Genomic DNA, 26,412 nt, shown 5'->3' with positions numbered 1-26,412 from the left:
TACCGTAACGAATAATAGGGCCATGAAGAAGAACATCAACGCGACTCGTGATCCGAACACGTCGGATATGTTTCCGAGTGCGAAGCGTGGCCGCGGCCGCCCTCGCAAGCCGGATGCGCTCACGAACGCGCAGCGCCAGGCGCGCTATCGCAAGCGGCGCAAGGCGATGGGCTTCGACAGCCGCGGCGTGAACGTCGCGGCCGTGCAGCTTCTCGCCAGCACGTTTCGTGATCTCATCGAGGCCGATGCACGGGCAGGGCAGTTGCTCGATGCCATGAAGAACGCCAGCCACGATGACGCGGCCGCCATGGCCCAGCAGCTACGCACCCTGGTCGAAAAAGCGACGCATCGCTTTGTCTGACCGCCGGCAGTGAATCGCGGGGGCGGGATCGTACACGACCCGCCGCGTAAACACCAAGCGCGCTCCTACCGTCGGGTAGCGTAGACGCCGTCGAGCGTGGGCTTTGCCGCGAAGCCGGCCTTCTCAAGACGCACAGTCACCTCGGCAGGCATATCGCGCCCCGTGGTGAGCTTGTTCGGGCTGCCGGTGTAATGGAACAGGCGGCCACCACGTCGAATGACGCGAGCCAGTTCGTGGTAGAACGCCTGCGAGTAGAGCTCACCCGCGATAGCGAAGCGCGGCGGGTCGTGCAGGATGGCGTCAACGGAGGCGTCCGCGATCGCGGTGATGGCTTCCGACACATCACCCTGCGTGAGTTGCAGGCGCCCGCCAGCAGCGGGAGCGTCGGGATCGGGCGACCAGGGGTTGATGGTGCGCAGCCAAAGCACGTCGGGGTTCTTCTCGAACGACTGGATGCGGCTCACGCCAGCCTCCAGGCAGCACGCCGCGAAATACCCCAGGCCGCCGCACGTATCCAGTACGACCTTGCCGCGCGGTTCTACAAGCGCAACCTTGCGGCGGGCATCGTCGAGCGGAGATTCCTTCGAGGTGGGCAGCATCTTGATGCCATCGATCTCGAACGTCGGCGCGCCCCATTCGGTGGGTACGAGCTTGATCAATGATCCCGAAAACCGCGATACGGGTTCGAACGATTCGCCGTCCCACGCGTAAATCGTGCGTGCTTTGATCTTGCCGGGATAAGGGTAGGCCTGGTCCTGCCAGGTCCAGGCCTCATCGCTCAGCGTCGCTTCGCCCTCACTGCAGCCAAGGTCCAGCGAGCCACGCCAGGTCGCGGCGCCGCCCTTGCGCGCGATGAGCAGCGCATGGGCGGAGGGTTCGGTAAGGAGCGGGCCGGTGTAATGCGCCAAGGCAGGAGCCAATCAGGGACTAGTAGCTACCCATGATAACTGCCTGCCGACTTGCGGGCGATCAGGCGCCCGGGTGCTGGGGGTGGGACTGGCCGTGGAACACCGCTTCGATGTTGTGGCCATCCGGATCGAGGATAAAGCCACCGTAGTAGCCCTCGTGGTAATGCGAGCGCGGGCCGGGCGGCCCGTTATCACGGCCACCCGCGGCGAGCGCGGCCTCGTGGAAGGCATGCACGAGCTGGCGGGAAGTGACCCGGAAGGCGACATGCACGGGCGGCCGGTTCGGCTCGCCCTTGTAGATCCAGAAATCCGCCTTGCCGCCCTCGCCGAATCCGGCGACATCCGTGCGCCCCGTGACCGAGGCCGGAAAAATCGCGAGGAGCTCGTAGCCGATCTGGCCAAGCACCTCCTGGTAGAACGCCTTGCTGCGCTCGAAGTCGCTGACGGTGACTCCAGTGTGGTCGATCATCGGGGCTCTCCGGCGCAAGGGGGAAGGCCCGGACTGTAGCGCAAACTCAGAGCGTGCAGGCATCCGTCGTATTGAGCTTCGTGCCGGCCGAGGCGCCAAACGCGCTGATGCCAATGCGTGACCCGGGCACCTTCGCGGTGTTCTGGCCAGGCAACGCGGTCCCCGTCGTCACGGCGCACAGAACGAAGGCCATCGGCTGGGTGGCGTTCGTGCGGGTGGACACCGGCTCGAGCTGGCCCTGCTGGCCAAACGTCACAACGCCCGTATCCAGCGCGCGGGCGGAAACGAGCGTGAGTGCAGCCCCGGCGCGGAGGATGAGCATGCCCTTGCTGGCGGTACTCGAGTACACGTCGGAAGCGGCGGTAGTCGCCACCGGGTGCGAGTACACCAGCCAGCCCGTCTCATACGTCTTGGTGCCGGAGCAGGTGGCGCCATCGGTACTCGCGCACAGCGAAACATACGTGGCCCGGAGTACCGCTTCGGCTCGGGCATAGTCGATGGCCGCCTGCAGGTTATCCGTCGCGCTGCGCAGCCGGTGCTTCTGGATCGTGGTGCGGAAGGAGGGTATCGCGATCGCGGCAAGGATGGTGGCGATCAGGATCGCCACCATCAGTTCGACGATGGAAAAGCCACGCGTCCTCACCAGCATGCCCCGTTGGTGGTCGCGCTACCGGACTGGCCCTTGACGCCGGTATTGGTCAGCGTGAGCGACTGGCACGCGTCTTTCTGCTGAGCGCCACCAGAGGTGGGTGCTGCCGTTGCCGTGAACCCCTGTGCTGCAAAGGTATTGACGGTCAGGGGCGTGACCGTGGCCTGGTAGTAGCCGCTGTCGGAGGTCGCCGTCGTCGTGGTCGAGAACCCTATGGTTTGCAGGTCCGCGTACTTGTTTTGCTGGGCGTAGTAACGCTCTTCCGCATTGCCGATCGCCATCAGGAGCTTCTGCCCATCGGCACGCCGGGCCCTGAACGCATAACGGTTGTACGCCGGGAAGGCGATCGCCGCGAGGATCGCGATGACCGTGACGACGATCATGAGCTCAAGCAGGGTGAAGCCGCGCATGCGCTGACGGAGGTCGGTCATGTCAGTTCTCGCTATTGAGGACGCGCCATCCGCGGCGGCGTGCCGTGGGGATCGCGGTGCTGGTGGTGTTGCCGCCCACGGCCGTGGTCGAGCTCGGGTTGTAGGCCTTGCCGCCGGAGAGGCTGGCCACGGTGCTGAGCGAGCCCGACGTGGCGGCGCCCGTCACGCGAGCGCCGGCCAGCGTGTAGCCCGTGCCGAGATTGAATGACGTGGTGCCGATGGAGACACCGTACGCGGCGCCACCCGTCGTGGCATCCAGGGCAAGCACCGAGCCCGAGCTGGAGGTGGTGCAGGGATCATTTGCCGTTGGGATCAATGTACTGAACGTCACGGTGCTGGAACTGGCATCGAGTGCCGGCGTCACCACGACGCGTTCGCCATTGGGGTTGTTGAGATTCAGGTACCAGCCCGATTTCGTGGTCGGCACGGCGTTGCTCGTGACGCCGATGGCACCTGTGGTCGAATCATACGAGAGCGTCTGGGCGACCAGGTTGCCAACGACAATCGGTGTGGCGACATTGGCGCCCGGGTCGCGCACGCCATAAATCGCCTGGGTCGTCGTATCGGAGGTATCGGCGGTGCTCAGGAAGCGGCCCGTGCCAAGCACCACCATGAAGTAGGCGGAGTTCGGATCGGCCACCAGGCGCGGCGCGGTCGTGATCGACTGCGCATTCACCGTGGCCGGCTTGAACAGCAGGCTTACGCCCTGCGACTGCGTGGCGCTGCTGAGCGATGCGTTTGACAGGTCGAAGCGCCACATGTTGCCGTTGATATCGCCGGCAAAGGCGACATCGGCGACCTGGTCACCGTTGTAATCGCCCAGGGTCGGCGTGAACAAGCCATTGCTGGTCGTTGCGCCCGTGCCCGTTGGCGTACGGATTTCCTTGAGCAGGGTGCCCGTCTGCGCATCCAGCACGAACAGCGAGCTGAATGTGTTGCTTGCGGCGGTGACCGTGCTGCCATCCGGGATGTAGCCGCCCGGGACCAGCACGACCCAGCGGCCGATCGAGCCGTCGGCATTGGTCCAGGCCACGCGTGCGATCGCCGGGGTGCCAAACGTGTAGCCAAGGTTCGCGGGTGTGCCCGCGGTCGAGACGCTGTCGCTGTTGAACTCCCACAGCACTTTCTGCGCTGCGGTGGCTGACGTGGCCGCTGTGGCGCCCGTCGATGCCAGTGGATCGGTGATATCAATACCGAAGACGCCGCGGCCGCCGTAGCGCAACGAGCCCACTAGCAGGGTGTGCCAACTGCCAGCGGTACTGCTCGATGCCGGGTTGAAGAACACATCGCCGGTGACGGGGCTGCCATCCACCGTTGGCGTGAACGTGAAGTTCTTCAGCTTGCTCTGAGCCGGCAGGTTGGAATACACGGACGCAGGGACGTAAGCCCACACTTCGTTGCCTGCGGTGCTGGTGCTGCTCGCGTCGAACGCATGGAGCATACCGTCGTTAGCGCCGACATAGACCATGGGCGTACGCGAGGATTTGTTGCTGAGGAACGTGGCGTAACTCGAAGTGGCGTCGAGAGCTACGGACTTCGCTTCCGGCGAGCCGGTCGGGAAGCTGTCGGTGTAGTTGCCGGTGGGGGCGCCGACATAGGCAGGCTGGGAGCCGAAGATGGCGCCCAGGATCGAGCCGCGCGTGCGGAAGGTCGTGCCTTCCAGGGTGCGCACACCGGTCAGCCATGCCACGCGCTGGGTCCCGAGGTTGTCCGTGGCTGCGGTAGAGCCCGTGCCGTCGGAGGAATTCAGGATAGCCTTCTCGCTGGTGCTGAGGTTGTCGTAGGTGAAGGCAACGCCCTTGCCGGTGCCAGGGCCTGTGCTGGTCGCGATGGCGCGTGGCGCGTTGGAAAGGTTGCGCCCATCAAGGGTGGTCTTGGTGGACCATATGTCGGCGCTGCTGACCACGCCCGCCAGGCTCACGCTACGCGCTTCGAGCGTACCGCCCCACGTCGTCGTGTCGTAGCTGGCGTAGTAGGCGACAGCGTTTGCCGTGAGCACGTTGGTGCTCAGGCTAAGCGTGAGCGACGTCGAGTTGCTCGCGATCACGGACGCAAGAATGCTGCTGAGGCTGTTGACGAGCGAGGTGGGGTCAGCCGCGCTGAAGTAGCCGCCGCGGCTGTTGACCGCCGCATGCCAGGTGTCGTCGATGTTCTGCGCGCCACCGGCCTGCAGCGGGGTCGGCCAGGTCTTCGTGCCCTTGCGCAGCGCAAGGTAGTCGCCGCTGTACGCCAGCGTGCCCGAAATGCCCATGGTCACCATGTACTGGGACATGTGCTGCCACGTCGCCGGATCGTTCGCCGGGTTGAAATAGACCTCGGAGGTCGCACCGGGCTTGCTGGTGTCGACCGTAGTGGCCTTGGCGGTGACGCCGGTCGTGACATCGGGCCAGTACGCCGGCACGTTGTTGGTGAGGTCGGGCCTCAGGTCAGTCGCCCAGTAATTGAACGCGACATCGGCGAGCGACGGGTTGGTCGTGCCGTCCTGGTTCCAGTAGATCGCCGCGTTCGAGACGCTCTTGGAATACGCCGTCCCGTCGGGCAGCGTCACCGAGCTGATGTCCGGTGTCGCGACGTCCTTCGGTGCGTCGCCGTTCCAGTAGCCGTCGGTCACGAGCATGTGGAAATTCTTGCGGCAGGCCAGTTCGCCCGACGAGATCGTGCTGCCGTTCCAGTAAGGGTCCTGGCCGGCGGGCGAGGTGCTGAGCGTGCGCTTGTAGAATTCGCCCGCTGCGATCGTGGCGACGCGGGTCGGCGTGCCGCCGCTGGCGGGGACGCCATAAAGCCAGTTCATGAACTGGCTTCGCCAGCAGGTGTCGGCGGTACTGGCGGCTGTGCAACTGGCGCTGTTGGCGAGTTCGAGAATCTGACTGGTTGAGCTCAGTGCGCCATAGGCGGCGCCGGTGTACGAGCCGGAGCCCGTGTAGTAGGCGCTGCTCGCCGACTGCGACTGCAGGGTCTGCCAGCTGACGCGCACGGCATTATCGGCGATAGCGCTGAATACCCGGCCGATCGCGGCGCGCGCATTGAGGTTGCGGGTGCGGTAGTAGCTGTACCAGATGGCGAAGTTCGCCTGGACGGCCGCCGATTCATTGGCGACCAGGTGGTACGTGCAGGTAGTGTCGTCCGTCGCCGAGGTGCATACGTAGTAGAACGCACCCGTATCGTACGTCGTCGTGGTCTTGCCACCGCTCTTGGTGGTGGTGGAGCCGCGCACCGCGGTCGGGATCTCCAGCGCGTCACACGTGACGCCGCCGCGGCTGCTGAGGTACCAGCCAGCCTCATTCGCATCGCGCGGGCAGGGCGAGTTGCCTGCCAGCGTATTCGTCAGGAAGTTCGTGCTGAACGAGGTGCCGAGATTGATCAACACCGGCGCGAGATACTTGCCACTGCTCGGCGACCAGCACTTCTTTGTCAGGGTGTTGGCGCAGTACCCATCGCGCCACGCCGAGGCGAAGGTCGGCGTGCCCAGCGGCTGCCCTAGTGCATCCGGCGGGATGACGTAAGTCACCGTTGGGTCGAAATAGATGGGGTTGCCCTTCGCCGAGTAGTAGTACTTGTTGCTGTAATTGGCGTCCAGCGCATCCGGGATCGAGGTCGAGTTCATCGAGCCCGAATCGTCGAAGGTCACCACGATGTTCGGTGCCACTTTCGAGGTGACGCCCGGTGGCGTCGCACTCAGGGTCACCGTGCCGGCTTGAGCAGCTGAGCCCACAAGCACTGTGGCCAGGAAGGCGAGGGCAGCGCGCCAGGGGAAGGAGAGGCGTGACATGGAAAATCCTTCAGCTCAGCGTGCAGGTGAACAGGTTGGGCGTCACGAACGTGGATTCGACGACGCGAATCGTGTTCGGGCTGCCACCCACGGCGCGTGCCGTGATCCGGTAGAGATAGAAGCGGGCCGTCGTGCTGCCGCCGGATCCGGCTTCCGCCTGAGCGCCGGTGGTGCTGGGCGGTGCGCGATCCTGGCCGAGGTATTCCACGATGTACCAGGGATTGGCGGCGAGCGTGGCGCTGGTCATCGTGGTGTCGGTGGTCGTGGCCGAGTAGTCAAGCGACACGGCGGAACCCTTGTATTCGGTGGCGCCCGCCGTGACCCAGGTCGAGGCATTGCGGAACGTGGTCACCTTGCTGCTCACGGTGCCCGGGTTGCTCGAGTTGTAGCAGCCCAGGCTGGCATCGCCTGTAAAGATGCGCCATTCGACACCGCGCAAGGCGTTTTCAGCCGACCACTCGGCCTGCTGTGCGTTCCGCAGGGCGCCGGCCAGCCGTTCCTGGATAAGTGACCGGCTCGAGCTGGTGATGGCGACGATCGTCAACAGCAGCAGGAAGATCAGTGCAATGATGAGGACAGCCCCGCGTTCGCGTTTCATGGGTTGTAGTTCCTCACGGAGACCAGTGTGGTGAATTCGCGGCGGAGCATGTGGTTGTCGAAGCCCTGCTGGCTTGGCTTCACGACGCGGCTGGTGTTGTCGGGCGAGGCCAGTCCGGTCACGGCGGTATCGCCGTAGTACTGGTACTGCATGTCGCCGGCGTTCAGCGCATAGAGCGGCTTCTGCCCGTCCATAAGAAGATGCACCTCGATGCTCTGCACCGAGCGCCACATGCAGCCGGGATCCGAGCCGAGCGCATTCGGGTTCGATGAAGCGCAGGATGTCGCGCTGTCGATGTCCGCTGCCGTGCGGAAACTGGTGTTGCCCGCGGCATCCATCACGCCATAAAGGAAGTCGAGTCGCTCGACACCACGTACGACCTCCGCGCTGACACCGTTCTGCCGGCGCATCAGTGCACCGGTCTTGTTGCCGTTGTTGTCGTCGACGACCTGCAGGTAATACGTCACCGTCTGGTAGTCGCGATTGAAATCGAACAGGCGCGGCGAGACGCCCGTCGGCTGGGAGACGTTGGTGTAATTGGAGTTCGGCGTGATCGCCGCGCCTGCGACCTTGGCGCTGAAGACCTGGGAGGCGTTGCAGTCAGCCAGCATCATCAGGTCGCCTGTCTTGATGTCGGTGAGCGGTGGCTCGCCGGTCTGGGGCGCGATGGTGAAGCTGGACACCAGCTGCGAAGCGACCGTCATGTAGCTGGTCGTGCCATTCAATGTCCACCCGCGTGATCCATCGAGGTAGCGCAGGGTCAATACATCGCTACCCAGGACGCGGTTGCCGGTCGTCGTGCCCTGCTGGGGGATGACGCCCGTGCTGGTCGTGGGGCCTGCCGGATCCACGGGTGTGCAGGCGGTTGTCGTGCAATCGTAGCCACGCATGGCGTACCACGACGGCAGCACAAACGAGGCAGTGGGTGCGGCGGGATAGGTGTTCGTACCGCTCGTGGCGCCCCATGAAGTGGTGACATCCTGAAAGGCGGACTGCAGGGTGGCACCCGATACGATCACCTTGGGAGCGCGCAGGTAACGGTCGAGCGTCATCGAGCCGTTGGACATGGCTGCCGACTGGCCGCCCATGTTCGAGCAATACTGCGCGTTAGCCATGCGCAGATCGTTTGCAAGGGCGGTAATCGCGAAGCGGCCACCTTCCTGGAGTCGCGCGAGTTGCGCCTGCACCAGGCTGCTACTCGAGGTGGTATTGAAAATATTGACGATGCCCAGTGCGACGAGGAGCCCGAGCGCGAGCGCGACCATAAGCTCAATAAGTGAGAAGCCGTGAGCTAGCCGGCGGTGCGGGGAGGGGCATCCAATCATGGCTGGAAATTCCAAGCATACGTACGCGTGACCACGGTGCCGCCGCCACTGGTGGTGGCCGCGGCCGTCTTGTTATCCGTGGCGGCGCGCTCGATCCAGCTGATCTTCATGACGCAGTTGCCGCCGTAGGGTGGCCGCATTTGCAACTGCGTTGCATCAGCGGTCGCTCCCTTCGTGCAAGCGATCGATGCGCTGGGTGTGGGGAGGAAGGTCTTGAGCTGTGAACTCCATTGCGCCTGATCGCGCTTGGCCAGCTGCGCCGGCGTACACGCGGCAGCCTTCGTGCAGTCCTGCGTTACCGTGAGCGGGTACGACGTCGAGTCGTAAGCACCCGTCCATACCCCTAGCGGGTTGGCGCGCATGCGATCGGCCATGCCCATCGCAACAAATTCCGCCTGCGTTCGCAGGTAACCCACCTGATTGGATCGGAATGACACGATAAGCAGGCCCGCGAGCCCTACGATGCCAACGCCGAACACTAATACGGCGATGAGCACTTCGATCAGGGAGGCGCCCCTGGCTCGCCTCGGTGATGACATACGATCCCTTGCTTTGTGGAACACGCTGATACGCGCATGCATTGTGTTTGCGTGCGCAAGAAAATAACTACCTTCTGCGACACTTTGCCGCCCGCAAACGCATGAATTATTTTTTAGCTTGTTCATGGCGCCCCCGATCGATATCCAGGCGGCGAACGCATCGTATCGATCGACTTGATGCATCATCCTGCACGAACTCCACGCGAATGCTGCAAATCCGGCATTGCGTGCGCCACGTGCTCAAGGTATCGCGCCGAACGTGATCGATGCATCACTAATGTGATTTCCGCCGACATCACATAATGTTGATGGAACGATTACATTCCGCGCGCGTTGACGCGGACGAAATCGATTGTTGTTGCGACAAGCAGGAAGAACTAGCGATGCGTGAGAAATTTCTTATTCGAGCCGGCGTGCCAGGCGATCACGATGCGCTGCTCGCGCTGTGGCTTCGCAGTGTTCGCGCGACACATACCTTTCTTACGGCAGCGGATATCGAAGCGCTGATTCCTGCGGTGCGCGATGGCGCGCTCGTGGCGCTCGAGTTGTCAGTGCTCGTGGCCGGCGACGGTGCGCTGGCTGGCTTCATGGGGCTGGACGGCGCGAAAGTCGAAGCGATCTTCATCGACCCGGCGCATGCGGGAAAGGGCGGTGGCACGGCGCTTATCGCGCATGCCCGCCAGGTGAAGGGGGCGCTGGCCGTAGACGTCAACGAACAAAACCCCGACGCGCTGGCGTTCTACCTGGCGCGTGGGTTTGTCGTGGTGGGGCGGTCGGAGACCGATGGCGAGGGCAGGCCGTTCCCGCTGCTGCACCTCGCGGAACCCACCCCATAGGGGCGGATTCCTGCGTTGCTGGCCTTACTCCAGGCCAGCCCAGCGATGCTTCTCGGCCATGGCAAGGGCAAGCTTGGGGCTGCGGCGAGCGGTGCGCTCGGCCTTCTCGCGCTCGGCGCGGATCACCGGCCATGCCTGGAGGTAGGCATCGAGCACGGCCGCGTCCGTGACGTAACGCTTCAGCGTCTCGGGGTTGGCCGAGCGCAGGGCGACGGCGCCGTTATAGCCACCAAACCCCTGGGTCGCGCAGATGGCACCGCCATCGGCATTGCCCTCAAGCGGCTCGGCCTGCAGGTGGAAGTAGCCAGCCACTTCGGCCAGGTCCGGGTCGACGCGGCGCAGGGTGGGCACGCCCGGTGCCTTGCGGCCCAGCACGTACTGCAGCGCCTGCGACATGGCCTTCAGGCCCGTCTCGCCCATGGTGTGGCCGTCGCCAACCGCCTTCGGCGTGCCCACGAACAGCTTGGGCAGGTCACCTTCGCGACCCTGCCGCGCCGCGGCGCCGCGAAGGCCGGCCAGGGCCGTACCGAGGTCGGTTTTGGAGTTGGTGCGCGTGCCGGTCGCATGGGCTGCGAGGTATTCGAAATCGTCCACGGTGTAGCCGTGGGCCTGGTAGGCCATGTCCAGCGCCTGGACCAGGGCGTTCTCGCCACCAAAGCCGACGCCGGCAAAGTGTGCCTTGCCGCCTGCTTCGCCGCTGGTACCCCAGCCCACGATGATCGAGGTGATATCGAGCTGGTTGCGCAGGGCGAAATCCAGCGTCGTCACGAGGAGGCCGGAGCCGCCATGACCAACGACCGTGCCATCGGCATCGATATCAAACGGGGCCAGCGAATCGTGCACGCTGCGCTCCGAGCCATCACCGTGCGCGGCATTCTTCGCGGCCAGCTTTTCGCCGGTCATCAGGGCGCCGCCGCCAAAGGCTTCGAGGATGCCGTAACGCGGCTGCAGGGCGGCATCGGCGGCCGTGAGCAGGACCAGTTGCGGCTTGTTATAGCCCGGGTAATCGAACAGCAGCTGGGGCGCGATATCGGCGAGGGCGATCAGGCTGGAGGCGCAGGCGCCCACGGCGGTGGCCGGAGCCTGCGGTACGCGCATGAAACCCACGTCATCCGACTTGAGCGCTTCGCGCAGGTCGGGATTCTTCAGGACGCGGCTGATGCTGAACGACGGCGACAGCATGGTCGACACCAGGGCCGGGCCATGCGAACCCAGCGAATGGGCGAGCCGGACGGCGAACGTGTCCTTGGGGAACCCGCCTTCGGGCAGCGGCGCATCCGGGCGCAGCCACTGGCCCAGGCCTTCGTTGCCGCCAAACGCGGTGGCAGCGGCGACGCGGAACGCGAACGGCTCCGGCACGATTTCCGAAAGCGGGCGGGGCAGGCCGGCCAGGGCGCCAAGTGCGCCATAGGCGAACAACTGTGCCTGCAGCGAGGGGCTCAGGAGCGGATCGTTCTGGAACAGGCCATGCATTTCCTTGAGGCCAGAGGCGCGGATGTCCTCGTAACGCAGGCCGGCGAGGCGGCGCAGGCCCACCGTTTCCAGGTCGTGCGGCAGCGGGGCGGCGATATCGGTGACCACGCGCGGCGCCAGTTCACGGACACCCGGTACGTGGCGGATGCCCATGTTGGCGCGCAGGCTAGCACCGTGAAGGCGCTTCAGCTCCTCGAGCGACACCGGCTCGCCAGCGTGGTCGCCCTCGGCCCAGCGCATGCCGTCGGCCGCATTGTCCGCCTCAGGATCAAGCTCCACCAGGCCAGCATCGAACGCGGCCAGCGCCAGGAATTCCTCGGACTGGGCCACCAGCGCCTGGTAAGTCTCGGTCGAGCCCACCGCCGACATAGTGCAGGCGGTACCCACCGTAACAAGGACCTGGTCGCTTCTGAGGGAGCTTTTGGACATGGGGCGTAATAATCCGGACAGATCAAACGTGAATTATAGGCGGAGAGACTGCCTTAAGTGCGCTCTAAGGGGGCTGTGGGCCGAGCGTGCTATCCGATGTTAGGGCCGGCAAGCCCTTAGGGAAGGGGTTGCGGGTATCTTTGTCGCTCCTTCCTAGCGATGGCCGGTGGGCCGGGTGAGCCATGTTCAAAGCGGGCATATTCTTCTCGGTCGCCGCGGCGGCCATGGCCATGGGCACTGGCGCGGCGGCGGCTGCACCCCCGGGGCCGCCGGACCTGCTGGTGACGCAGAGCAGCTCGGACGTTCCCAGTACGGAAGCCCGCGCACGCGCCGCCCTAAGCGCACTTGGCGTGCCGGTCTTTGCGACCTTCGATCATGCCGCCAATGCAAAAGAGGCCGGGCTGTCATTGCGGCCGACGGTCGTACTCGTGTTTGGCAACCCCAAGGTCGGCACGAAGCTGATGCTGGACCAGCAGGCGATGGCCCTGGACCTGCCGCTACGACTGGCGATCTGGCAGGACGAGGCAGGTGCCACCTGGATCGGCTACCACGACCTGAAGCCGTTGGCCGCCGGGTACGGGATCAAGGACGCGGAAACGGTGACCAAACTGGCGGGCTTCATGAGTCAGTTGGCGAAGCAGGCGGCGGGCGCTAGTGCAAATTGACCTGGCGCATAAAAACTGCGGGCCAGTTCTCATAAACGTAGTAACAACCGAATTTGCGCCTTATAGGTCCTAGGTAATTCTACGGAGTTGTTTAACATCCCCGTCACGCTGGCGTGAAGACGCGATCTTCGGCCAGCGCGTTGGCGTGCGACAGGGGCAGGCGCGAAACCTTTTTATTTCGCAAGCGTTTGAATCGATTTAAATACCCGATCAACCGCTCCGTTCTTCCCCGGCCGCGTTCCGGTTCGGCGCCTTGCGCGTCACTCGTCATGGTTATCCGGCTGCCCGATTGAGGGCGGCACGGTGCTGCCTGCGCAAACGGCGCGCTTCGGCGCGGCGACAGGGGACATCTTATGAATCGTGTATTCCGCATCGTGTGGTCGACGGCGGTGGGTGCGTGGGTGGTGGCATCGGAACTGGCCGGCAAGCATGGCAAGGGCCGTGGCCGGGCGATCGCTATCGACGAGCGGCCGGGTGCCCAGCGCGGGCCCGCCCTGTTGGCGCTTTCGCTAGGCATCCTTGGCGCACTCAGCGCGCTCTACACGCCAGGCGCCGCGGCAGCCGATCGCTACTGGGACGTCAACGGGGGTTCGAACGGGAGCGGCGGCACAGGCACGTGGGACACGAGCACCGCGCTGTTCAACAGCGCGAGCGACGGCGTGGCCGGCCCCTTCGTCAAATGGAACAACGCGGCGCTCGACAACGCGATCTTCGCCGGCACGGCCGGTACGGTTACCCTGGGCGCTCCCGTAACCGCCAGTCAGCTGACGTTTTCTATCTCCGGATACACGCTCACTGGCGGGACGCTCACGCTGGCCGGCGCCACGCCGACGATCAACCTGGGCGGCAACGCGACGATCGATTCGGTGATCGCCGGAAACGCAGGGCTGGCCAAGACGGGTGGCGGTTCTCTCACGCTCAGCGGTGCAAATACGTTCACGGGTGGCATCAGCGTTGCTTCTGCCGGGCTCATTGTGGCCAACGACGCCGCGCTTGGTAATGCTAGCAACGGGATCACCCTGGCTAGCGGCTCAAGTTTCAACGCCAGGGCGGCTATTGCTTCCTCGCGCGTGGTCACTACCACGGGCACCGGCGATGTCGGCCTGGCCGGCGCTGTTGGCGCTGCACGTATTACGGGTACGGCCCGCATCCTGTCGTACAGTGGCGTACTCCTGAGTAACAACGCGAGCGACTACACCGGTGCCACGGCCTTCATCGGTGGCGGTGGCGCCTATGGCTTCACCTCGATTGCAAACCTCGGCGTCGCCAGTGCGCTGGGCGCACCGACCGATGCCGCTACCGGCAAGATCATCGTCCAGGCGGGTGGCGGCCTGGGTGGCGCCCTTACCTATAGCGGTACGGGGAGCACCTCGAACCGCGACTGGGAATTCCAGAGCACATCGAGCGGCAGCACCTCGCTGTGGAACAACGGCACCGGAACGCTCCACCTGACGGGCAATATCGCCGCTACCAACCCGTGGCTCAGCATGGCTTTCCAGGCCGGCTCGGCGGATATCGACCTTAGCGGTGTGCTCAGCAGCTCCGCCGATCGCACGTTTGCCTACGGTGGCACCGCAGGACGCAAGATCACGTTGAGCGGTTTGAACACGTACACCGGCTCATCGCAGATCTCGAACATCACGGTCGAGGCGAACGTTCTCGCGGATATTGGCACGGCAAGCTCGTTTGGCACGGGCACGGCATCGACCGCCGTCATGGCCCTGACCGGTGGCACGCTCAGCTACGTGGGCGGCGCTGCGAGCAGCAATCGCACCTGGACCATCGACAACGCCAGCGCGGTGAATAACAACAGCAGCTCGGGTGGCCTGACGCTTACGGGCAACGCAACGTTCACTGCTGGCGGAACGGACACCCTCACGCTCGGCGGCTCCTACACGGGCAGCAACGCCTGGACGGGCGTCATCGGTGGCGCGGGCAACGTAACGATGAACGGCTCGGGTAGCTGGTTGCTCGGCGGCGCGAACACCTATACCGGCAAGACAACGGTCACGAGCGGTACGCTGGTCGCCGGGAGCGACCAGGCGTTTGCGCGTACGAGCGGACTCCAGGTCGATGGCGGCACGCTGGATCTCAACAACCTTTCCATGACGATGGCCTCCCTGTCGGGTGCGGGTGGCACGGTGGCCCTTGGCAGCGGGACGCTCACGCTCAAGGCGACGACGGGCACTGCCGCCTACAACGGCTCGATCACGGGGACGGGTGGCCTGACCAAGCTCGGTGCGAGCACCGCGACGCTGAGCGGGTCCAGCACGTACACGGGCGCGACCAACATCGGCGGCGGCACGCTCACGCTGGACTTCACTGGCACGGGTGCGCCGGCGAGCAACATTCTCAGCGCAGCTTCCGCGCTCAGCCTCAACGGCGGCACGCTGGCGGTGAAGGGACGTGCCGGTGCGAACAGCCAGGCGTTCAACGGGCTTGGGATCACCGCCGGCAGCAACCGGCTGAGCGCCACGGCTGCCAGCGGTGGCACGCTGGATGTATCCGTAGGCGCGATCAACCGCACCGGCGGCCTGGTCGATTTCGGCTTTAACACGGGCGCCACCATCCACACGACGCATGCCGATGGTGTACTGGGCGGCTGGGCCACCGTGAACGGCAGCGACTACGCGCAGGTCTCGGGCGGTGTGATCGGTGCGTTCACCAACTACGCGAACAAGGATGACGCCCGGACCTGGGTCGACGGCGACATCGTGAGCGATGAGGGTGGTAACGCGAACACCCCTTACACCAATGGCACCGTGGGCAATGTCGCGCTCGGCGGCCTGAAATACACCGCCGCGTCGAACTCCACGGTGACCGTGGCCGCAGGCAGCACACTGGGCGTCGATGGCACGATCATCGTCGGCCCCAGCGCTGTCAACGCGGCCCAGAAGATCCAGGGCGGCTCCATGACGGGTGGCGCGGGCGGCAGCCCGCTCGGTGTCCTGCAGAACAGCAACGGCTCGTTCACCATCGCGTCGGCTATCGTCGACAACGGTGGAGCGACCTCGTTTGCCGCCGGCGGTACGGGTACCGGCTCCATCGTACTGACGGGCGCCAATACCTACACCGGTGGGACGACGGTCAGCGGCGGTACGCTCAACTTCAGCAGCGTCGCCGACGGTGGTGCGGCGAGTGCGCTAGGCGCGTCGTCCGCCGACGCGGCTAACCTCGTGCTGGAGAACGGCACGCTGCGGTACTCCGGCGTCACGGCCAGCTCCGATCGCGGCTTTACCCTGGTGAACGGTGGTCCCTCGCGCACGATCCAGGTCGATGGCACGACGGATCTCACGTTCGGCGGCCTGGTCACCAGCCCGGATGATGCGGGTTTCACGAAGACCGGCACCGGTACGCTCACGCTATCGAACGCAGGCAATGACTTCACGGGACCGCTGGTCGTCAACGCGGGCCTGGTTTCAACGGGCGCCCTTGCCGATGGCGGGCAAACGAGCGGCATCGGTGCCGGCACCAGTGACGCGACGAGCCTGTTGCTGCAGAACGGCGGCGGGTTGCAGTACACGGGCACCACGACGTCGACGGATCGCGGGTTCACGCTCGCGGGAGGTGCCGGCGTGGTCGACGTCGCAGACGCGGCGACGACCCTTACCGATAGCGGCGTCATCGTCGGTACCGGGCGCCTTACCAAGGAGGGCGACGGCGTCCTCGTCCTTTCAGGGGCGAACACGTATACCGGCGGCAACACCGTGGATGCGGGCACGCTCCGCGCCGGCGCGAGCCAGGCGTTCGGTGGCAACGCGGCCGGTACGGGTGCAGGGGCGATGACGGTCAACGCGGGCGCCACGCTTGACCTGGCCAACTTCACTACCTGGGTCGGCGGCCTGAATGGCGCGGGCAATGTCGTGCTTGGTTCCGGCACGCTGCAGGTGAATGGCAACGGTACGTTCTCCGGTGCCATCAGCGGCACGGGCGGCATCCTCGTCTCCGGCCGTACCCAGGTGATGAACGGGTGCGGGAACACGTACACGGGCCCGACTGTGGTCGTAAGTGGCGCCATCAGCACCGATTGCCTGGCTAATGGCGGCCAGGCGAGTGGCGTCGGTGCTTCGGGGAGCGCATCGTCCAACCTGCAATTGCAGACATCCACACTGGTCTACACCGGTGGTGACGTCGATATCGACCGTGGCGTACAAATTACGGGCGTCGGCGCGTTCACGATCAGCAACGCGGCAACCACGCTGGGCATCCTGGGACAGATCACCGGCGCAGGCTCGGTGACCAAGCAGGGGCCGGGCACGCTGGTGCTCTCGGGCGCCAACAACTACACCGGCGGCAACTACGTGCGCGCAGGCACGCTGCGCGCCAATATCACGAACGCGCTGGGAGCCGGCCTGCTTCGCTTTGATGACGTTGCCGGTGCGCAGTTCGATGCGAACGGTTTCAACACCGCCGTCGCCTACCTCCTCGGCGGCGGCACCACGGGTGGCAACATCGACCTGGGCGGTGCCACGCTCACCGTGAATGGCGCATCGTCGACGGGCGTCAGCGCCTATGCGGGCGCGATCAGCGGCAATGGCAACCTGGTGAAGAACACGGGAAGCGTGCAGTACCTGGCCGGCGTCGCGAGTACCTACGTGGGTACCACGACCATCAACGCCGGAACGCTTTCGGTGCAGTCGCTCGCCAACGGTGGCGCCGCGAGTTCGCTGGGCGCTTCCAGCAACGATGCGGCGAACCTTGTGCTGAATGGCGGTACGCTGCAATACCTCGGCGCCGGAGACAGCACCGATCGCCTGTTCTCGCTGGGTCCATCGGCCACCAGTGCGCTCGGTGCCGAAGGCACCGGGGCCATCCAGTTCACCAACACCGGCGCGGTCGCCTACACCAGTGCGAATACGGCGCAGACCGTGACGCTTACGGGCGCAAGCGCGGCGAACAACAGCCTGGCAGCGCTCCTCGCAGATAACGGCACCGGCAAGACATCGCTACGCAAGACGGGTACCGGTACCTGGATCCTGCGCAATCCGGCGAGCACCTACACCGGCGTCACCACCATCGTGGGCGGCGTCCTCGGCGTCGATAAACTTTCGAATGGCGGACAGGCGAGCAGCATCGGCTCCTCCTCGAACGCGGCAAGCAACCTGGTGATCGGCACCGGTGCCACGCTGCGCTACACCGGCACCGGCGACACCACGGATCGCCTGTTCACGCTGTCGACCGGCTCGAGCGTCATTGAGTCGTCGGGCACTGGCGCCATCGTGTTCTCGAACACGGGATCCGCAGCCTATGCAAGCAACGGCAACCGCACCCTCGGCCTCGGCGGCAACAACACCGGGGACAACACGATGGGCGGCTCCATCATCAACGGACCGGGTGGCATCACCACCCTGGCGAAGAACGATGCGGGTACCTGGTTGCTCACGGGTAACAACACCTATACCGGTAACACCGTCATCAATGGCGGCATCCTTCAGCTCGGCAACGGCGGCACCACCGGCAGCATCGCGAGCCCCAGCGTGATCGTTGCCGCCGGCACGCTGGCATTCAACCGTTCGGATGCCATGACCCTCGACGGGACGATTTCCGGCGCAGGCAATGTTGAACAGAAGGGCAGTGGCACGACGGTGCTCACGGCAGCCGAAACCTACACCGGCGGCACGACGATCACGGCCGGTACCCTGCAACTTGGCAACGGAGGTGCCAGCGGTTCGATCGTTGGCAACGTGACCGACAACGGCACGCTCGCCTTCAACCGCTCGGATGCCTACGGGTTCACAGGCCTCGTGTCGGGCACCGGTGGCGTGGCCCAGCGCGGCGCAGGCATCACCCGCCTGACCGCGGCGAACAGCTACAAGGGCAGCACGAGCGTCGAGTCGGGCACGCTGCTCATCGATGGCAACCAGGCCGCCGCGACAGGCGCGACGACGGTGCAGGGCACGGCAACGTTGGGCGGCACGGGCGTGATCGGCGGTGACGTGACGGTCGCCAACGGCGGCAGCCTGGCGCCGGGTGAAACCGGCGCGGCAGGCACGCTCACCATCAACGGCGATCTCTCGCTGGCCGCAGGCGCAGCGCTCAACTACCAGTTTGGCCAGGCCGACGTGGTCGGTGGCTCGCTCAACGACCTTACGGTCGTGCACGGCAACCTGAACCTCGACGGCACGCTCAACGTATCCGCCACGCCGGGCGGCAGCTTCGGCCCGGGCCTCTACCGGATCATCAGCTACGACGGCACGCTCAACGACCAGGGCCTTGCGCTCGGTAGCACGCCATCGGGCAGTTTCCAGGTGCAGACCTCGGTGGCCCATCAGGTGAACCTGCTGAATGGCTCCGGCCTCACGCTGAACTTCTGGGACGGCCCCGGCGGCCACGCCAACAACACGATCGATGGCGGCACCGGCACCTGGCAGAACAGCGCGGGTAACGACAACTGGGCCAACCAGACCGGCCAGTACAACGCGCCATACACCGATGGCGAGTTCGCTATCTTCATGGGCACGCCCGGTACAGTCACCGTCGATGACTCGCTGGGCAACATCACCAGCGCGGGCATGCAGTTCGCGGTGAACGGCTATCGCATCACAGGGGATGCGGTGACCCTGGCCGGTGGCCCGTCGATCTTCCGCGTCGGCGATGGCACGTCGGCGGGGGCTGGCATGACGGCCACGATCGATGCGTCGCTCGTGGGGACCGGGGGGCTGGAGAAGGAGGATCTCGGCACGCTGGTGCTATCGGGTGCCAACACGTACACCGGCGGCACCGCGGTCAACGCCGGTACGCTCCAGGTGAGCAGCGACGCCAACCTCGGCGATGCCGCAGGCGACCTTGCGATCGATAACGCCACGCTGCGCAACACGGCAGCCATGTCGTCCGCGCGCACGGTGACGATCAACCAGGGAGGCGCGACGCTCGATTCGCAGGCCGACCTGTCGCTGACGGGCAACGTTGGCGGCGCTGGCGGCCTTGTCAAAACCGGCGGCGGCACGCTGACGCTCACGGGCAGCAACAGCTACGCAGGGGGCACCCGCGTCGACGCGGGGACGCTCGCCGTGGGCGCCGATGCCAACCTCGGCAACGTGGCGGGAGGCCTGTTGCTGGATGGAGGCACCCTGCAAAATACCGCTGGCTTCGATTCTGCGCGTTCGGTGACGCTAGGCGCCGCGGGTGGCACGTTCCTGACCGACGGCGTCCTGACGCTCACCGGCGCACTGAGTGGCAGTGGCGGACTGGTGAAGTCGGGGAACAGCAACCTGATCCTGGCCGCGGACGACACCTATACCGGCGGCACCACCATCACGTCGGGGCTTCTCCAGCTTGGCAATGGCGGCACGACGGGCTCGGTGCTTGGCAACGTGGCCAACAACGGTACCCTCGTCACGAACCGTAGCGACACGCTCACCCTGGCGGGCACTATCACCGGTACGGGCGCGTTCGAACAGCAAGGCTCGGGCACGACGATCCTTTCCGGCGCCAACAGCTATACCGGCCCGACCACGGTGCGTGCCGGCGCGCTTTACATCAATGGTGATCAGTCCGCAGCCACGGGCACGACGTCGGTCAATGCCGGCGGCACGCTGGGTGGCAAGGGTGTGATCGGCGGCGATGTCGCGGTGGCCGACGGCGGCACGTTGAACGCGGGTGATGTCGGCAGCGCACCGGGCACGCTCAGCATCCGCGGCGACCTCGCGCTGAGCACGGCAGCGAACCTCAATGTCGACCTGGGCCAGGCGAATGTCGTCGGCGGTCCGTTGAACGACCTCACGAAGGTCGCGGGTGATCTCACGCTCGGCGGCCAGTTGAATGTGTCGGTCTCGTCGGGCGGTACGTTCGATCCCGGCATCTATCGCATCATCAGCTACGGTGGCGGTCTCACGGACAACGGCCTCACGATCGGGTCCGTGCCTTCGCCGGATTATCTGCTGCAGACCTCGATCGACCATCAGGTGAACCTGATCAACACGACCGGCGTCGACGTCAATTTCTGGGACGGAAACGGCGGCCGCAGCGACGGCCAGGTGCAGGGCGGCGACGGCGTATGGCAGAACAACGCCGGCAACGACAACTGGACGCCCGCGGATGGTTCGTTCAACGGGCCGTTCCGGGATAACAACTTCGCGATCTTCGCGGCGAACGGCGGCACGGTCACGGCCGATGCCAGCCTGGGGGCGATCAACGCGGCAGGCATGCAGTTCGCCGTCGATGGGTATCGTGTCGAAGGCGACAGCATCGCGCTGACGGGTAGTGATCCGGTCATCCGTGTTGGCGACGGCACGACGGACGGCTCGGGCATGACGGCTACCATCGCGTCGGTCCTGACCGGCAGCGCCGGGATGACCAAGTCCGACCTGGGCACCCTGGTGCTGGCGGGCGATAACACGTACACCGGCGATACGACCATCCGCGATGGCGTGCTGCAGCTCGGTGAAGGCGGCACCACGGGGTCGATCCTCGGTAACGTGGTCAATAACGGAACGCTGGCGTTCGATCGCGCCGACGCGGCCGTGTTTGCCGGCAGCATCACGGGCACCGGTGGCGTCAGCCAGCGCGGCACAGGCACGTTCGTGCTCACGGCGGGCAACAGCTATGCCGGAACAACGGACGTGCTTGCCGGGACGTTGCTGGTCAATGGTGATCAGTCGCTGGCCACGGGCGCCACGAGCGTCGCGGCCGGCGCGACGCTGGGTGGCAGCGGCACGCTCGGTGGCGATGTCGCCGTGGCCGATGGCGGCATCTTGAGCCCCGGGGGATCCGCGGGCACGGCAGGCACGCTGACGATCAACGGTAACCTTGCGCTCTCAGGCAACGCGGTGCTCGATTACCAGCTGGGCCAGGCAGGCACGCCGGGCGGCCCGCTGAACGACCTCGCCGTGGTGCACGGCGATCTCACCCTGGATGGCACGCTGAATGTCGCGACCACGGCCGGTGGCGCGTTCGGCGCGGGGGTGTACCGCCTGATCTCGTACGATGGTGCGCTTACCGACAACGGCCTGCAGCTCGGCACGCTGCCGGCGGCCGACAACTTCGTGCAGACCTCGATTGACCACCAGGTGAATCTGGTCAACACGAACGGCCTCACCCTGAACTTCTGGGATGGCCCGGGGCACGCCAACGACGGCGCGATCACCGGCGGAAGCGGCACGTGGCGGCTTGCTGATAACGACCGCTGGACCGAAGCCGATGGCGCGATCAATGCCCCGTATTCGGAGGGCGCGTTCGCGATCTTCGGCGGCACGGCAGGCACCGTCGACGTTGATAACACCACCGGCGCGGTCAGTGCCTCGGGCATGCAATTCCTGACGGACGGCTACACCGTGTCGGGCGCCGATATCACGCTTACCGGCGGCGCAGCGGCCATTCGTGTCGGCGATGGATCCTCGGCCGGCGCCGCGATCACCGCGACGATCGATGCGCCGCTGATCGGTGCGGCCATGCTCGTCAAGGACGACCTCGGCACGCTCGTGCTGGGTGGCGACAACAGCTATACCGGTAGCACCGACATCCACGCGGGTACCTTGCAGGTGTCGCGTGATGCCAACCTGGGTTATGTGCGCGGTGCCGTATCGATCGACGATGCCACGCTGCATACGACCGGGTCCTTCGCCAGCCAGCGCGCGTTCGGCCTTGGCGGTGACGCCACCATCACCGCGGATGCGGGCACCACGCTCACGCTGGCCGGCGACATCGGCGGCACCGGCAGCCTGACCAAGAACGGCGCGGGCACCCTGGCCCTGGGCGGCAAGGGTACGTATGCCGGTGGCACCACCGTGAGCGAGGGCACGCTGGCCGCGACCGCGACGGACGCGTTCAATGCGAACTCGGCCTTCCATGTCGGGGCAGCCGGCACGCTCGACCTGGGCGGGTTCTCGCAGCATCTCGTTTCGCTGGCCAATGCCGGTACGGTCCACCTCGGAACTGCGCCAGGCACGACGCTCAACGTCGCGGGTGATTACACGGGGCAGGGCGGTACGCTGGGTTTCAGTGCGGCGCTTGGCGGGGATGCATCCGTGACCGATCGCCTGGTCGTCGCCGGCGCGACGTCCGGCAACACGACCGTACAGGTCACCAACGTCGGTGGCGCCGGTGCCCAGACCAACGAGGGCATCAAGCTGATCGACGTGCAGGGGGCCTCGAACGGCACGTTCGCCCTGAAGGGGGATTACGTGTTCCAGGGCGATCAGGCCGTGGTTGCCGGCGCGTACGCGTACCGTCTGTACAAGGGCAGCACCACCTCGGCCGACGGTGACTGGTATCTGCGCTCCGCATTGCTCGATGGCACGGCGGGTGATCCTTCGCCGCTTTACCAGCCGGGCGTGCCGGTCTACGAGGCGTACGCGGGCATGCTCCAGCAGGCCAACGCACTGGATACGCTGTTCCAGCGTACGGGCAACCGTCAGTGGGCGGACGACCAGGTGCGCGATGGCATGCAGCCCGGCGAAGGTATGTGGGTGCGCGTGCAGGGCAGCGACCAGACGTTCAAGCCCGAATCCAGCAGTAGTGGCACGAACTACGATCTGTCAGGGTCACGCTCCGAAGTGGGTGCCGATGCGGTGCTGGCTCAGGGTGGTGACGGCACCCTGGTGGGTGGGGTCTCGCTGCAGTACGGCCACCAGAGCACCAGCGTCCGCTCCGCCTATGGCGATGGCAGCATCAACACGCGCAGCTATGGCGTGGGTGCCGCATTGACCTGGTACGGCGACGACGGTTTCTACGTAGACGCCCAGGCGCACTGGCTGCGTTTCGACTCGGACCTGCATTCGAACCAGCTCGCTCGTGTCCTTACCGATGGCAACAAAGCGAACGGCTATGCCTTCGGCGTGGAAGCCGGCAAGCGCTTCTGGCTCTCGGATGCCTGGACGCTCACGCCACAGGCCCAGGTGAGCTACGGCCGTACCGCTTTCGATGGCTTCAACGATGCCTTCGATAGCCGGGTTTCGCAGGCGGATGGCAAGGCAGGCGTGGCGCGTGGTGGCACCACCGTGGATTACCTGCGGAGCCACCAGGGCGCCGCGGGTACGGTGACCACCCATCTGTATGCCGTCGCCAACGTCTACAACCACTTCACCGACGAAGCTCGTGCCAACGTGGCCGGAACCGGTTTCGGTACGCGGAACGGCCGCTGGTGGGCCGGCGCGGGTGTCGGCGGTGCGCTCGACTGGGCGAATGGCCGTTACTCGGTCTACGGCGAGGTGCAGGGCCAGCGTGGCCTTTCCGACGGCGGCGATTCACATGGGGTCAGTGCGACATTGGGCTTCCGCATGCACTGGTGATAAAGGTTCTGGCTGGTATGCCGAAAATGGGTGGTCGTACGCCGCAACATGAAGTTACTTTCATGTTGCGGTGCATCGATAGCCGCCCGGGGCCGTAACGCGTACATTGTTGCGACCCGTTGTAACCCGGCGTGAGTCCCACCACCGGGTTGTTCCTGCATACCAGCCAAGCCTTCAGGGGGCCTAGCCACATGTCCGACAAGGACCTTCCTTCCGACGCGCTGCACTCGCGTCGCCGTATTCTTTTGGGCTTGTCCCTGGCACCGATCGCCGCCGCCATCCCCGCGATGCACGCGGTACAGGCCGCCGAAAAGGCGGGTGTGCCTGCCGCCGGCAAGCCATTCGCCGGCGCATGGGACCCCAAGGCGTACACGCCGACCTTTTTCAAGGACACCGAATGGGCGTTCGTCCAGGCAGCCTGCGATCGCCTGATTCCCTCTGACGATACCGGGCCGGGCGCGGTGGAATCGGGCGTGCCCGAGTTCCTCGACCGTCACATGCAGACGCCGTACGCCGCGGGCGATATCTGGTACATGCAGGGCCCCTTCCTCGAAGCACCGGCCGAGTTCGGCTACCAGGGCAAGCTTGCGCTGCGCGACATCCTGCGCGTGGGCATCAGCGCCATGGATGCGCACTGCAAGAAAGCCTTCAACGGCAAGGCGTTCGCCCAGCTCGAGGCGGCCCAGCAGGAAGACCTGCTGACCCAGGCCGAAGGCGGCAAGCTCAAGCTCGAGGGCATCTCCTCGAAACTCTTCTTCACCAACTTCCTCACGGAAGTGAAAAACGGCTACTTCGCCGACCCGAAGTACGGCGGCAATCGCGACATGGGGGCCTGGAAGATGATTGGCTACCCCGGCATGCGTGCCGACTACATGGACTGGATCACGGTGCGCGACAAGGCGTATCCGCTGGGTCCGGTGGATCTTTCGGGTAAGCGGGGTTAATGGCATGGCAAATGTGAAACCGAAAGTCGACGCGGTCATCGTCGGCATGGGCTGGACGGGTGCGATCCTGGCCAAGGAACTCACCGACGCAGGCCTGAACGTGGTGGCGCTGGAGCGTGGCGCAGATCGTGATACGCAGCCTGATTTCGCCTACCCGAAGGCCATCGACGAGCTGGAGGGTTCGGTGCATCGCCGCTTCCTTCAGGGTCTGAACCAGGAAACCGTCACCATCCGCCATACCTCGGCCGATACGGCCGTGCCGTACCGCCAGATCGGCTCGTTCAAACCAGGCACGGGCGTGGGCGGCGCAGGCACGCATTGGTCGGGCTGCCATTTCCGCCCGCTGCCGGAGGACATGAACTTCCGCAGCAACGTGGAGCAGCGCTTCGGCAAGAAGTTCATCGCGGACGACATGACGATCGAGGATTTCCCGATCTCGTACGACGACCTCGAGCCGCACCTGGACATGTTCGAGCGCGTCTGCGGTACCGCCGGCCGCGCAGGCAAGATCAATGGCGTGATCCAGCCCGGCGGCAACCCGTTCGAAGGTTCGCGCACGCGCGATTACCCGCTGGGCCCGAACCCCGAGTATCTCGGTGCGGAGATGTTCCACAAGGGCGCGAAGGAAATGGGCTGGCACTCCTATCCCATCCCGACCTCGAACGCCTCGGGTCCGTACACCAACCCGTATGGTTGCCAGATGGGTCCGTGCAACGCCTGCGGCTTCTGCAGCGATTACGGCTGCATCAACTATTCGAAAGCCAGCCCCAACGCCTGCATCCTGCCGGTGCTGCGTCAGCGCGGTAATTTCGAGCTGCGCGCCAACTCCCAGGTCCTCAAGGTGAACCTGGACAGCACGAAGAAGAAGGCCACGGGCGTCACCTACCTCGATGCCCAGGGCCGTGAAGTGGAACAGCCTGCGGATCTGGTCCTGCTGTGCGCCTTCCAGCTGTACAACGTGCACCTCATGCTCGTCTCGGGCATCGGCACGCCGTACGACCCGGTGAGCAACACCGGCACCATCGGCCGCAACTACTCGTACCAGAACCTCAACCGCGTGGTGCTGTTCTACGACAAGGACGTGCAGGCCAACCAGTTCATTGGTATTGGCGGCGCCGGCGCCACCATGGATGACCTCAACGGCAACCAGCTGGACAACGGCAAGCTGGGCTTCGTCGGTGGCGGCCTGGTCTGGGCACGCCAGCCGGGTGCAGGCCCGGTGCGCGGCATCAACGTGCCGGCCGGCACGCCCAACTGGGGTTCGAAGTGGAAGCAGGCGGTCGCGGATAATTTCCGCCACTCGTTCTACTTCGAAGTGCAGGGCGCGTGCATGTCGTACCGCCAGAACTACCTGAGCCTCGATCCGACGTATAAGGACGCCTTCGGCCGTCCGCTGCTGCGCATGACCTTCGATTGGCAGCAGAATGAGATCAAGGCCTCGCAGTTCTTCGTGGACCAGGCACTGAAGATGGGCCGCACGCTCAATCCCCTTTCCATCCTGGGTGATGCGAAGAAGGACGGCGAGCACTACAACATCACCAAGTACCAGAGCACGCACACCTGCGGCGGCGCGACGATGGGCAGCAATCCGGCCACATCGGCCCTGAATCGCTACCTGCAATCGTGGGATGTGTCGAACGTGTTCGCGATCGGTGCCAATGCGTTCCCGCAGAATAACGGCTACAACCCGACCGGCCTGGTCGGTGGCCTGGCGTACTGGGCAGCGACGGCCATTCGGGAGAAGTACCTGAAGAACCCCGGCCCGATGGTCCAGGCGTAAGGGGAGCG

General features: G+C 65.3%; 16 protein-coding genes. 6 read left to right on the top strand and 10 right to left on the bottom strand.

From position 1 onward, the window contains the following. Positions 1-22: 22 nt before the first annotated feature. A complete protein-coding gene (locus L2Y96_RS10805) occupies positions 23-361 on the top strand; it encodes a hypothetical protein (RefSeq protein ID WP_247336717.1) in 339 nt (112 codons plus the stop codon). Positions 362-426: 65 nt separating this feature from the next. On the opposite strand, the gene L2Y96_RS10800 is transcribed toward L2Y96_RS10805, so the two are convergent. The 8 genes from L2Y96_RS10800 to pilV all read right to left on the bottom strand — a co-directional run bounded on the left by L2Y96_RS10800 (position 427) and on the right by pilV (position 9,235). Next, entirely contained in the window at positions 427-1,269 is an 843-nt protein-coding gene (locus tag L2Y96_RS10800) for a class I SAM-dependent methyltransferase (RefSeq protein WP_247336715.1), read from the bottom strand. Positions 1,270-1,330: 61 nt separating this feature from the next. After that, on the bottom strand, positions 1,331-1,738 hold the full coding sequence (locus tag L2Y96_RS10795; RefSeq protein WP_247336712.1) for a VOC family protein: 408 nt from the start codon (positions 1,736-1,738) through the stop codon (positions 1,331-1,333). 46 nt (positions 1,739-1,784) lie between these two features. Then, positions 1,785-2,387, bottom strand: coding sequence for a GspH/FimT family pseudopilin (locus tag L2Y96_RS10790; RefSeq protein WP_247336710.1), 603 nt, complete (start codon positions 2,385-2,387; stop codon positions 1,785-1,787). Next, complete coding sequence (locus L2Y96_RS10785) at positions 2,378-2,818, bottom strand: type IV pilin protein (protein WP_283248884.1); 441 nt, start codon at positions 2,816-2,818, stop codon at positions 2,378-2,380. Before L2Y96_RS10785 ends, L2Y96_RS10790 begins: the two co-directional genes overlap by 10 nt. 1 nt (position 2,819) lies before the next feature. Next, on the bottom strand, positions 2,820-6,587 hold the full coding sequence (locus L2Y96_RS10775) for a pilus assembly protein (RefSeq protein WP_247336707.1): 3,768 nt from the start codon (positions 6,585-6,587) through the stop codon (positions 2,820-2,822). Between the two features lie 10 nt (positions 6,588-6,597). After that, positions 6,598-7,185, bottom strand: a complete 588-nt coding sequence (locus L2Y96_RS10770; RefSeq protein ID WP_247336704.1) for a pilus assembly PilX family protein — start codon at positions 7,183-7,185, stop codon at positions 6,598-6,600. Next, positions 7,182-8,510: a PilW family protein gene (locus L2Y96_RS10765; RefSeq protein ID WP_247336702.1), complete on the bottom strand. Its 1,329-nt coding sequence runs from the start codon at positions 8,508-8,510 to the stop codon at positions 7,182-7,184. Before L2Y96_RS10765 ends, L2Y96_RS10770 begins: the two co-directional genes overlap by 4 nt. Beyond that, positions 8,507-9,235: a type IV pilus modification protein PilV gene (gene pilV / locus L2Y96_RS10760; RefSeq protein WP_247336699.1), complete on the bottom strand. Its 729-nt coding sequence runs from the start codon at positions 9,233-9,235 to the stop codon at positions 8,507-8,509. The genes L2Y96_RS10765 and pilV overlap by 4 nt, the downstream gene beginning before the upstream one ends. Before the next feature lie 197 nt (positions 9,236-9,432). Here pilV and L2Y96_RS10755 point away from each other — a divergent pair, with 197 nt between their 5' ends. Further along, positions 9,433-9,885 carry a GNAT family N-acetyltransferase gene (locus L2Y96_RS10755; protein ID WP_247336696.1) on the top strand — a complete coding sequence of 151 codons (453 nt, stop codon included), beginning with the start codon at positions 9,433-9,435 and terminating at the stop codon, positions 9,883-9,885. Positions 9,886-9,909: 24 nt separating this feature from the next. Here L2Y96_RS10755 and L2Y96_RS10750 read toward each other — a convergent pair whose 3' ends face one another. Next, positions 9,910-11,787 carry a beta-ketoacyl-[acyl-carrier-protein] synthase family protein gene (locus tag L2Y96_RS10750; protein WP_247336694.1) on the bottom strand — a complete coding sequence of 626 codons (1,878 nt, stop codon included), beginning with the start codon at positions 11,785-11,787 and terminating at the stop codon, positions 9,910-9,912. Between the two features lie 182 nt (positions 11,788-11,969). Here L2Y96_RS10750 and L2Y96_RS10745 point away from each other — a divergent pair, with 182 nt between their 5' ends. Further along, positions 11,970-12,452, top strand: coding sequence for a DUF302 domain-containing protein (locus tag L2Y96_RS10745; protein WP_247336692.1), 483 nt, complete (start codon positions 11,970-11,972; stop codon positions 12,450-12,452). Between the two features lie 103 nt (positions 12,453-12,555). On the opposite strand, the gene L2Y96_RS10740 is transcribed toward L2Y96_RS10745, so the two are convergent. Further along, on the bottom strand, positions 12,556-12,723 hold the full coding sequence (locus L2Y96_RS10740) for a hypothetical protein (protein ID WP_247336690.1): 168 nt from the start codon (positions 12,721-12,723) through the stop codon (positions 12,556-12,558). 82 nt (positions 12,724-12,805) lie between these two features. On the opposite strand from L2Y96_RS10740, the gene L2Y96_RS10735 reads away from it, so the two are divergent. From L2Y96_RS10735 to L2Y96_RS10725, 3 genes are all read left to right on the top strand, one after another. Then, positions 12,806-23,680, top strand: coding sequence for an autotransporter-associated beta strand repeat-containing protein (locus L2Y96_RS10735; RefSeq protein WP_247336689.1), 10,875 nt, complete (start codon positions 12,806-12,808; stop codon positions 23,678-23,680). A 191-nt stretch (positions 23,681-23,871) separates the two neighbouring features. After that, on the top strand, positions 23,872-24,624 hold the full coding sequence (locus tag L2Y96_RS10730) for a gluconate 2-dehydrogenase subunit 3 family protein (RefSeq protein ID WP_247336687.1): 753 nt from the start codon (positions 23,872-23,874) through the stop codon (positions 24,622-24,624). A 4-nt stretch (positions 24,625-24,628) separates the two neighbouring features. Next, a complete protein-coding gene (locus L2Y96_RS10725; RefSeq protein ID WP_247336684.1) occupies positions 24,629-26,404 on the top strand; it encodes a GMC family oxidoreductase in 1,776 nt (591 codons plus the stop codon). Positions 26,405-26,412: the final 8 nt, after the last annotated feature.

Origin of the sequence: Luteibacter aegosomaticola, from assembly GCF_023078475.1 — a bacterium.
Lineage (GTDB): Bacteria > Pseudomonadota > Gammaproteobacteria > Xanthomonadales > Rhodanobacteraceae > Luteibacter > Luteibacter aegosomaticola.
This window is presented reverse-complemented; position numbering and strand designations above follow the sequence as displayed.

Coding starts and splice junctions, on each gene's coding strand:
- L2Y96_RS10805 (WP_247336717.1), top strand. CDS start 23: ATGAAGAAGAACATCAACGCGACTCGTGATCCGAACACGTCGGATATG.
- L2Y96_RS10755 (WP_247336696.1), top strand. CDS start 9,433: ATGCGTGAGAAATTTCTTATTCGAGCCGGCGTGCCAGGCGATCACGAT.
- L2Y96_RS10765 (WP_247336702.1), bottom strand. CDS start 8,510: ATGATTGGATGCCCCTCCCCGCACCGCCGGCTAGCTCACGGCTTCTCA.
- L2Y96_RS10740 (WP_247336690.1), bottom strand. CDS start 12,723: ATGACGAGTGACGCGCAAGGCGCCGAACCGGAACGCGGCCGGGGAAGA.
- L2Y96_RS10750 (WP_247336694.1), bottom strand. CDS start 11,787: ATGTCCAAAAGCTCCCTCAGAAGCGACCAGGTCCTTGTTACGGTGGGT.
- L2Y96_RS10770 (WP_247336704.1), bottom strand. CDS start 7,185: ATGAAACGCGAACGCGGGGCTGTCCTCATCATTGCACTGATCTTCCTG.
- L2Y96_RS10730 (WP_247336687.1), top strand. CDS start 23,872: ATGTCCGACAAGGACCTTCCTTCCGACGCGCTGCACTCGCGTCGCCGT.
- L2Y96_RS10785 (WP_283248884.1), bottom strand. CDS start 2,818: ATGACCGACCTCCGTCAGCGCATGCGCGGCTTCACCCTGCTTGAGCTC.
- pilV (WP_247336699.1), bottom strand. CDS start 9,235: ATGATGCATCAAGTCGATCGATACGATGCGTTCGCCGCCTGGATATCG.
- L2Y96_RS10795 (WP_247336712.1), bottom strand. CDS start 1,738: ATGATCGACCACACTGGAGTCACCGTCAGCGACTTCGAGCGCAGCAAG.
- L2Y96_RS10775 (WP_247336707.1), bottom strand. CDS start 6,587: ATGTCACGCCTCTCCTTCCCCTGGCGCGCTGCCCTCGCCTTCCTGGCC.
- L2Y96_RS10745 (WP_247336692.1), top strand. CDS start 11,970: ATGTTCAAAGCGGGCATATTCTTCTCGGTCGCCGCGGCGGCCATGGCC.
- L2Y96_RS10725 (WP_247336684.1), top strand. CDS start 24,629: ATGGCAAATGTGAAACCGAAAGTCGACGCGGTCATCGTCGGCATGGGC.
- L2Y96_RS10735 (WP_247336689.1), top strand. CDS start 12,806: ATGAATCGTGTATTCCGCATCGTGTGGTCGACGGCGGTGGGTGCGTGG.
- L2Y96_RS10790 (WP_247336710.1), bottom strand. CDS start 2,387: ATGCTGGTGAGGACGCGTGGCTTTTCCATCGTCGAACTGATGGTGGCG.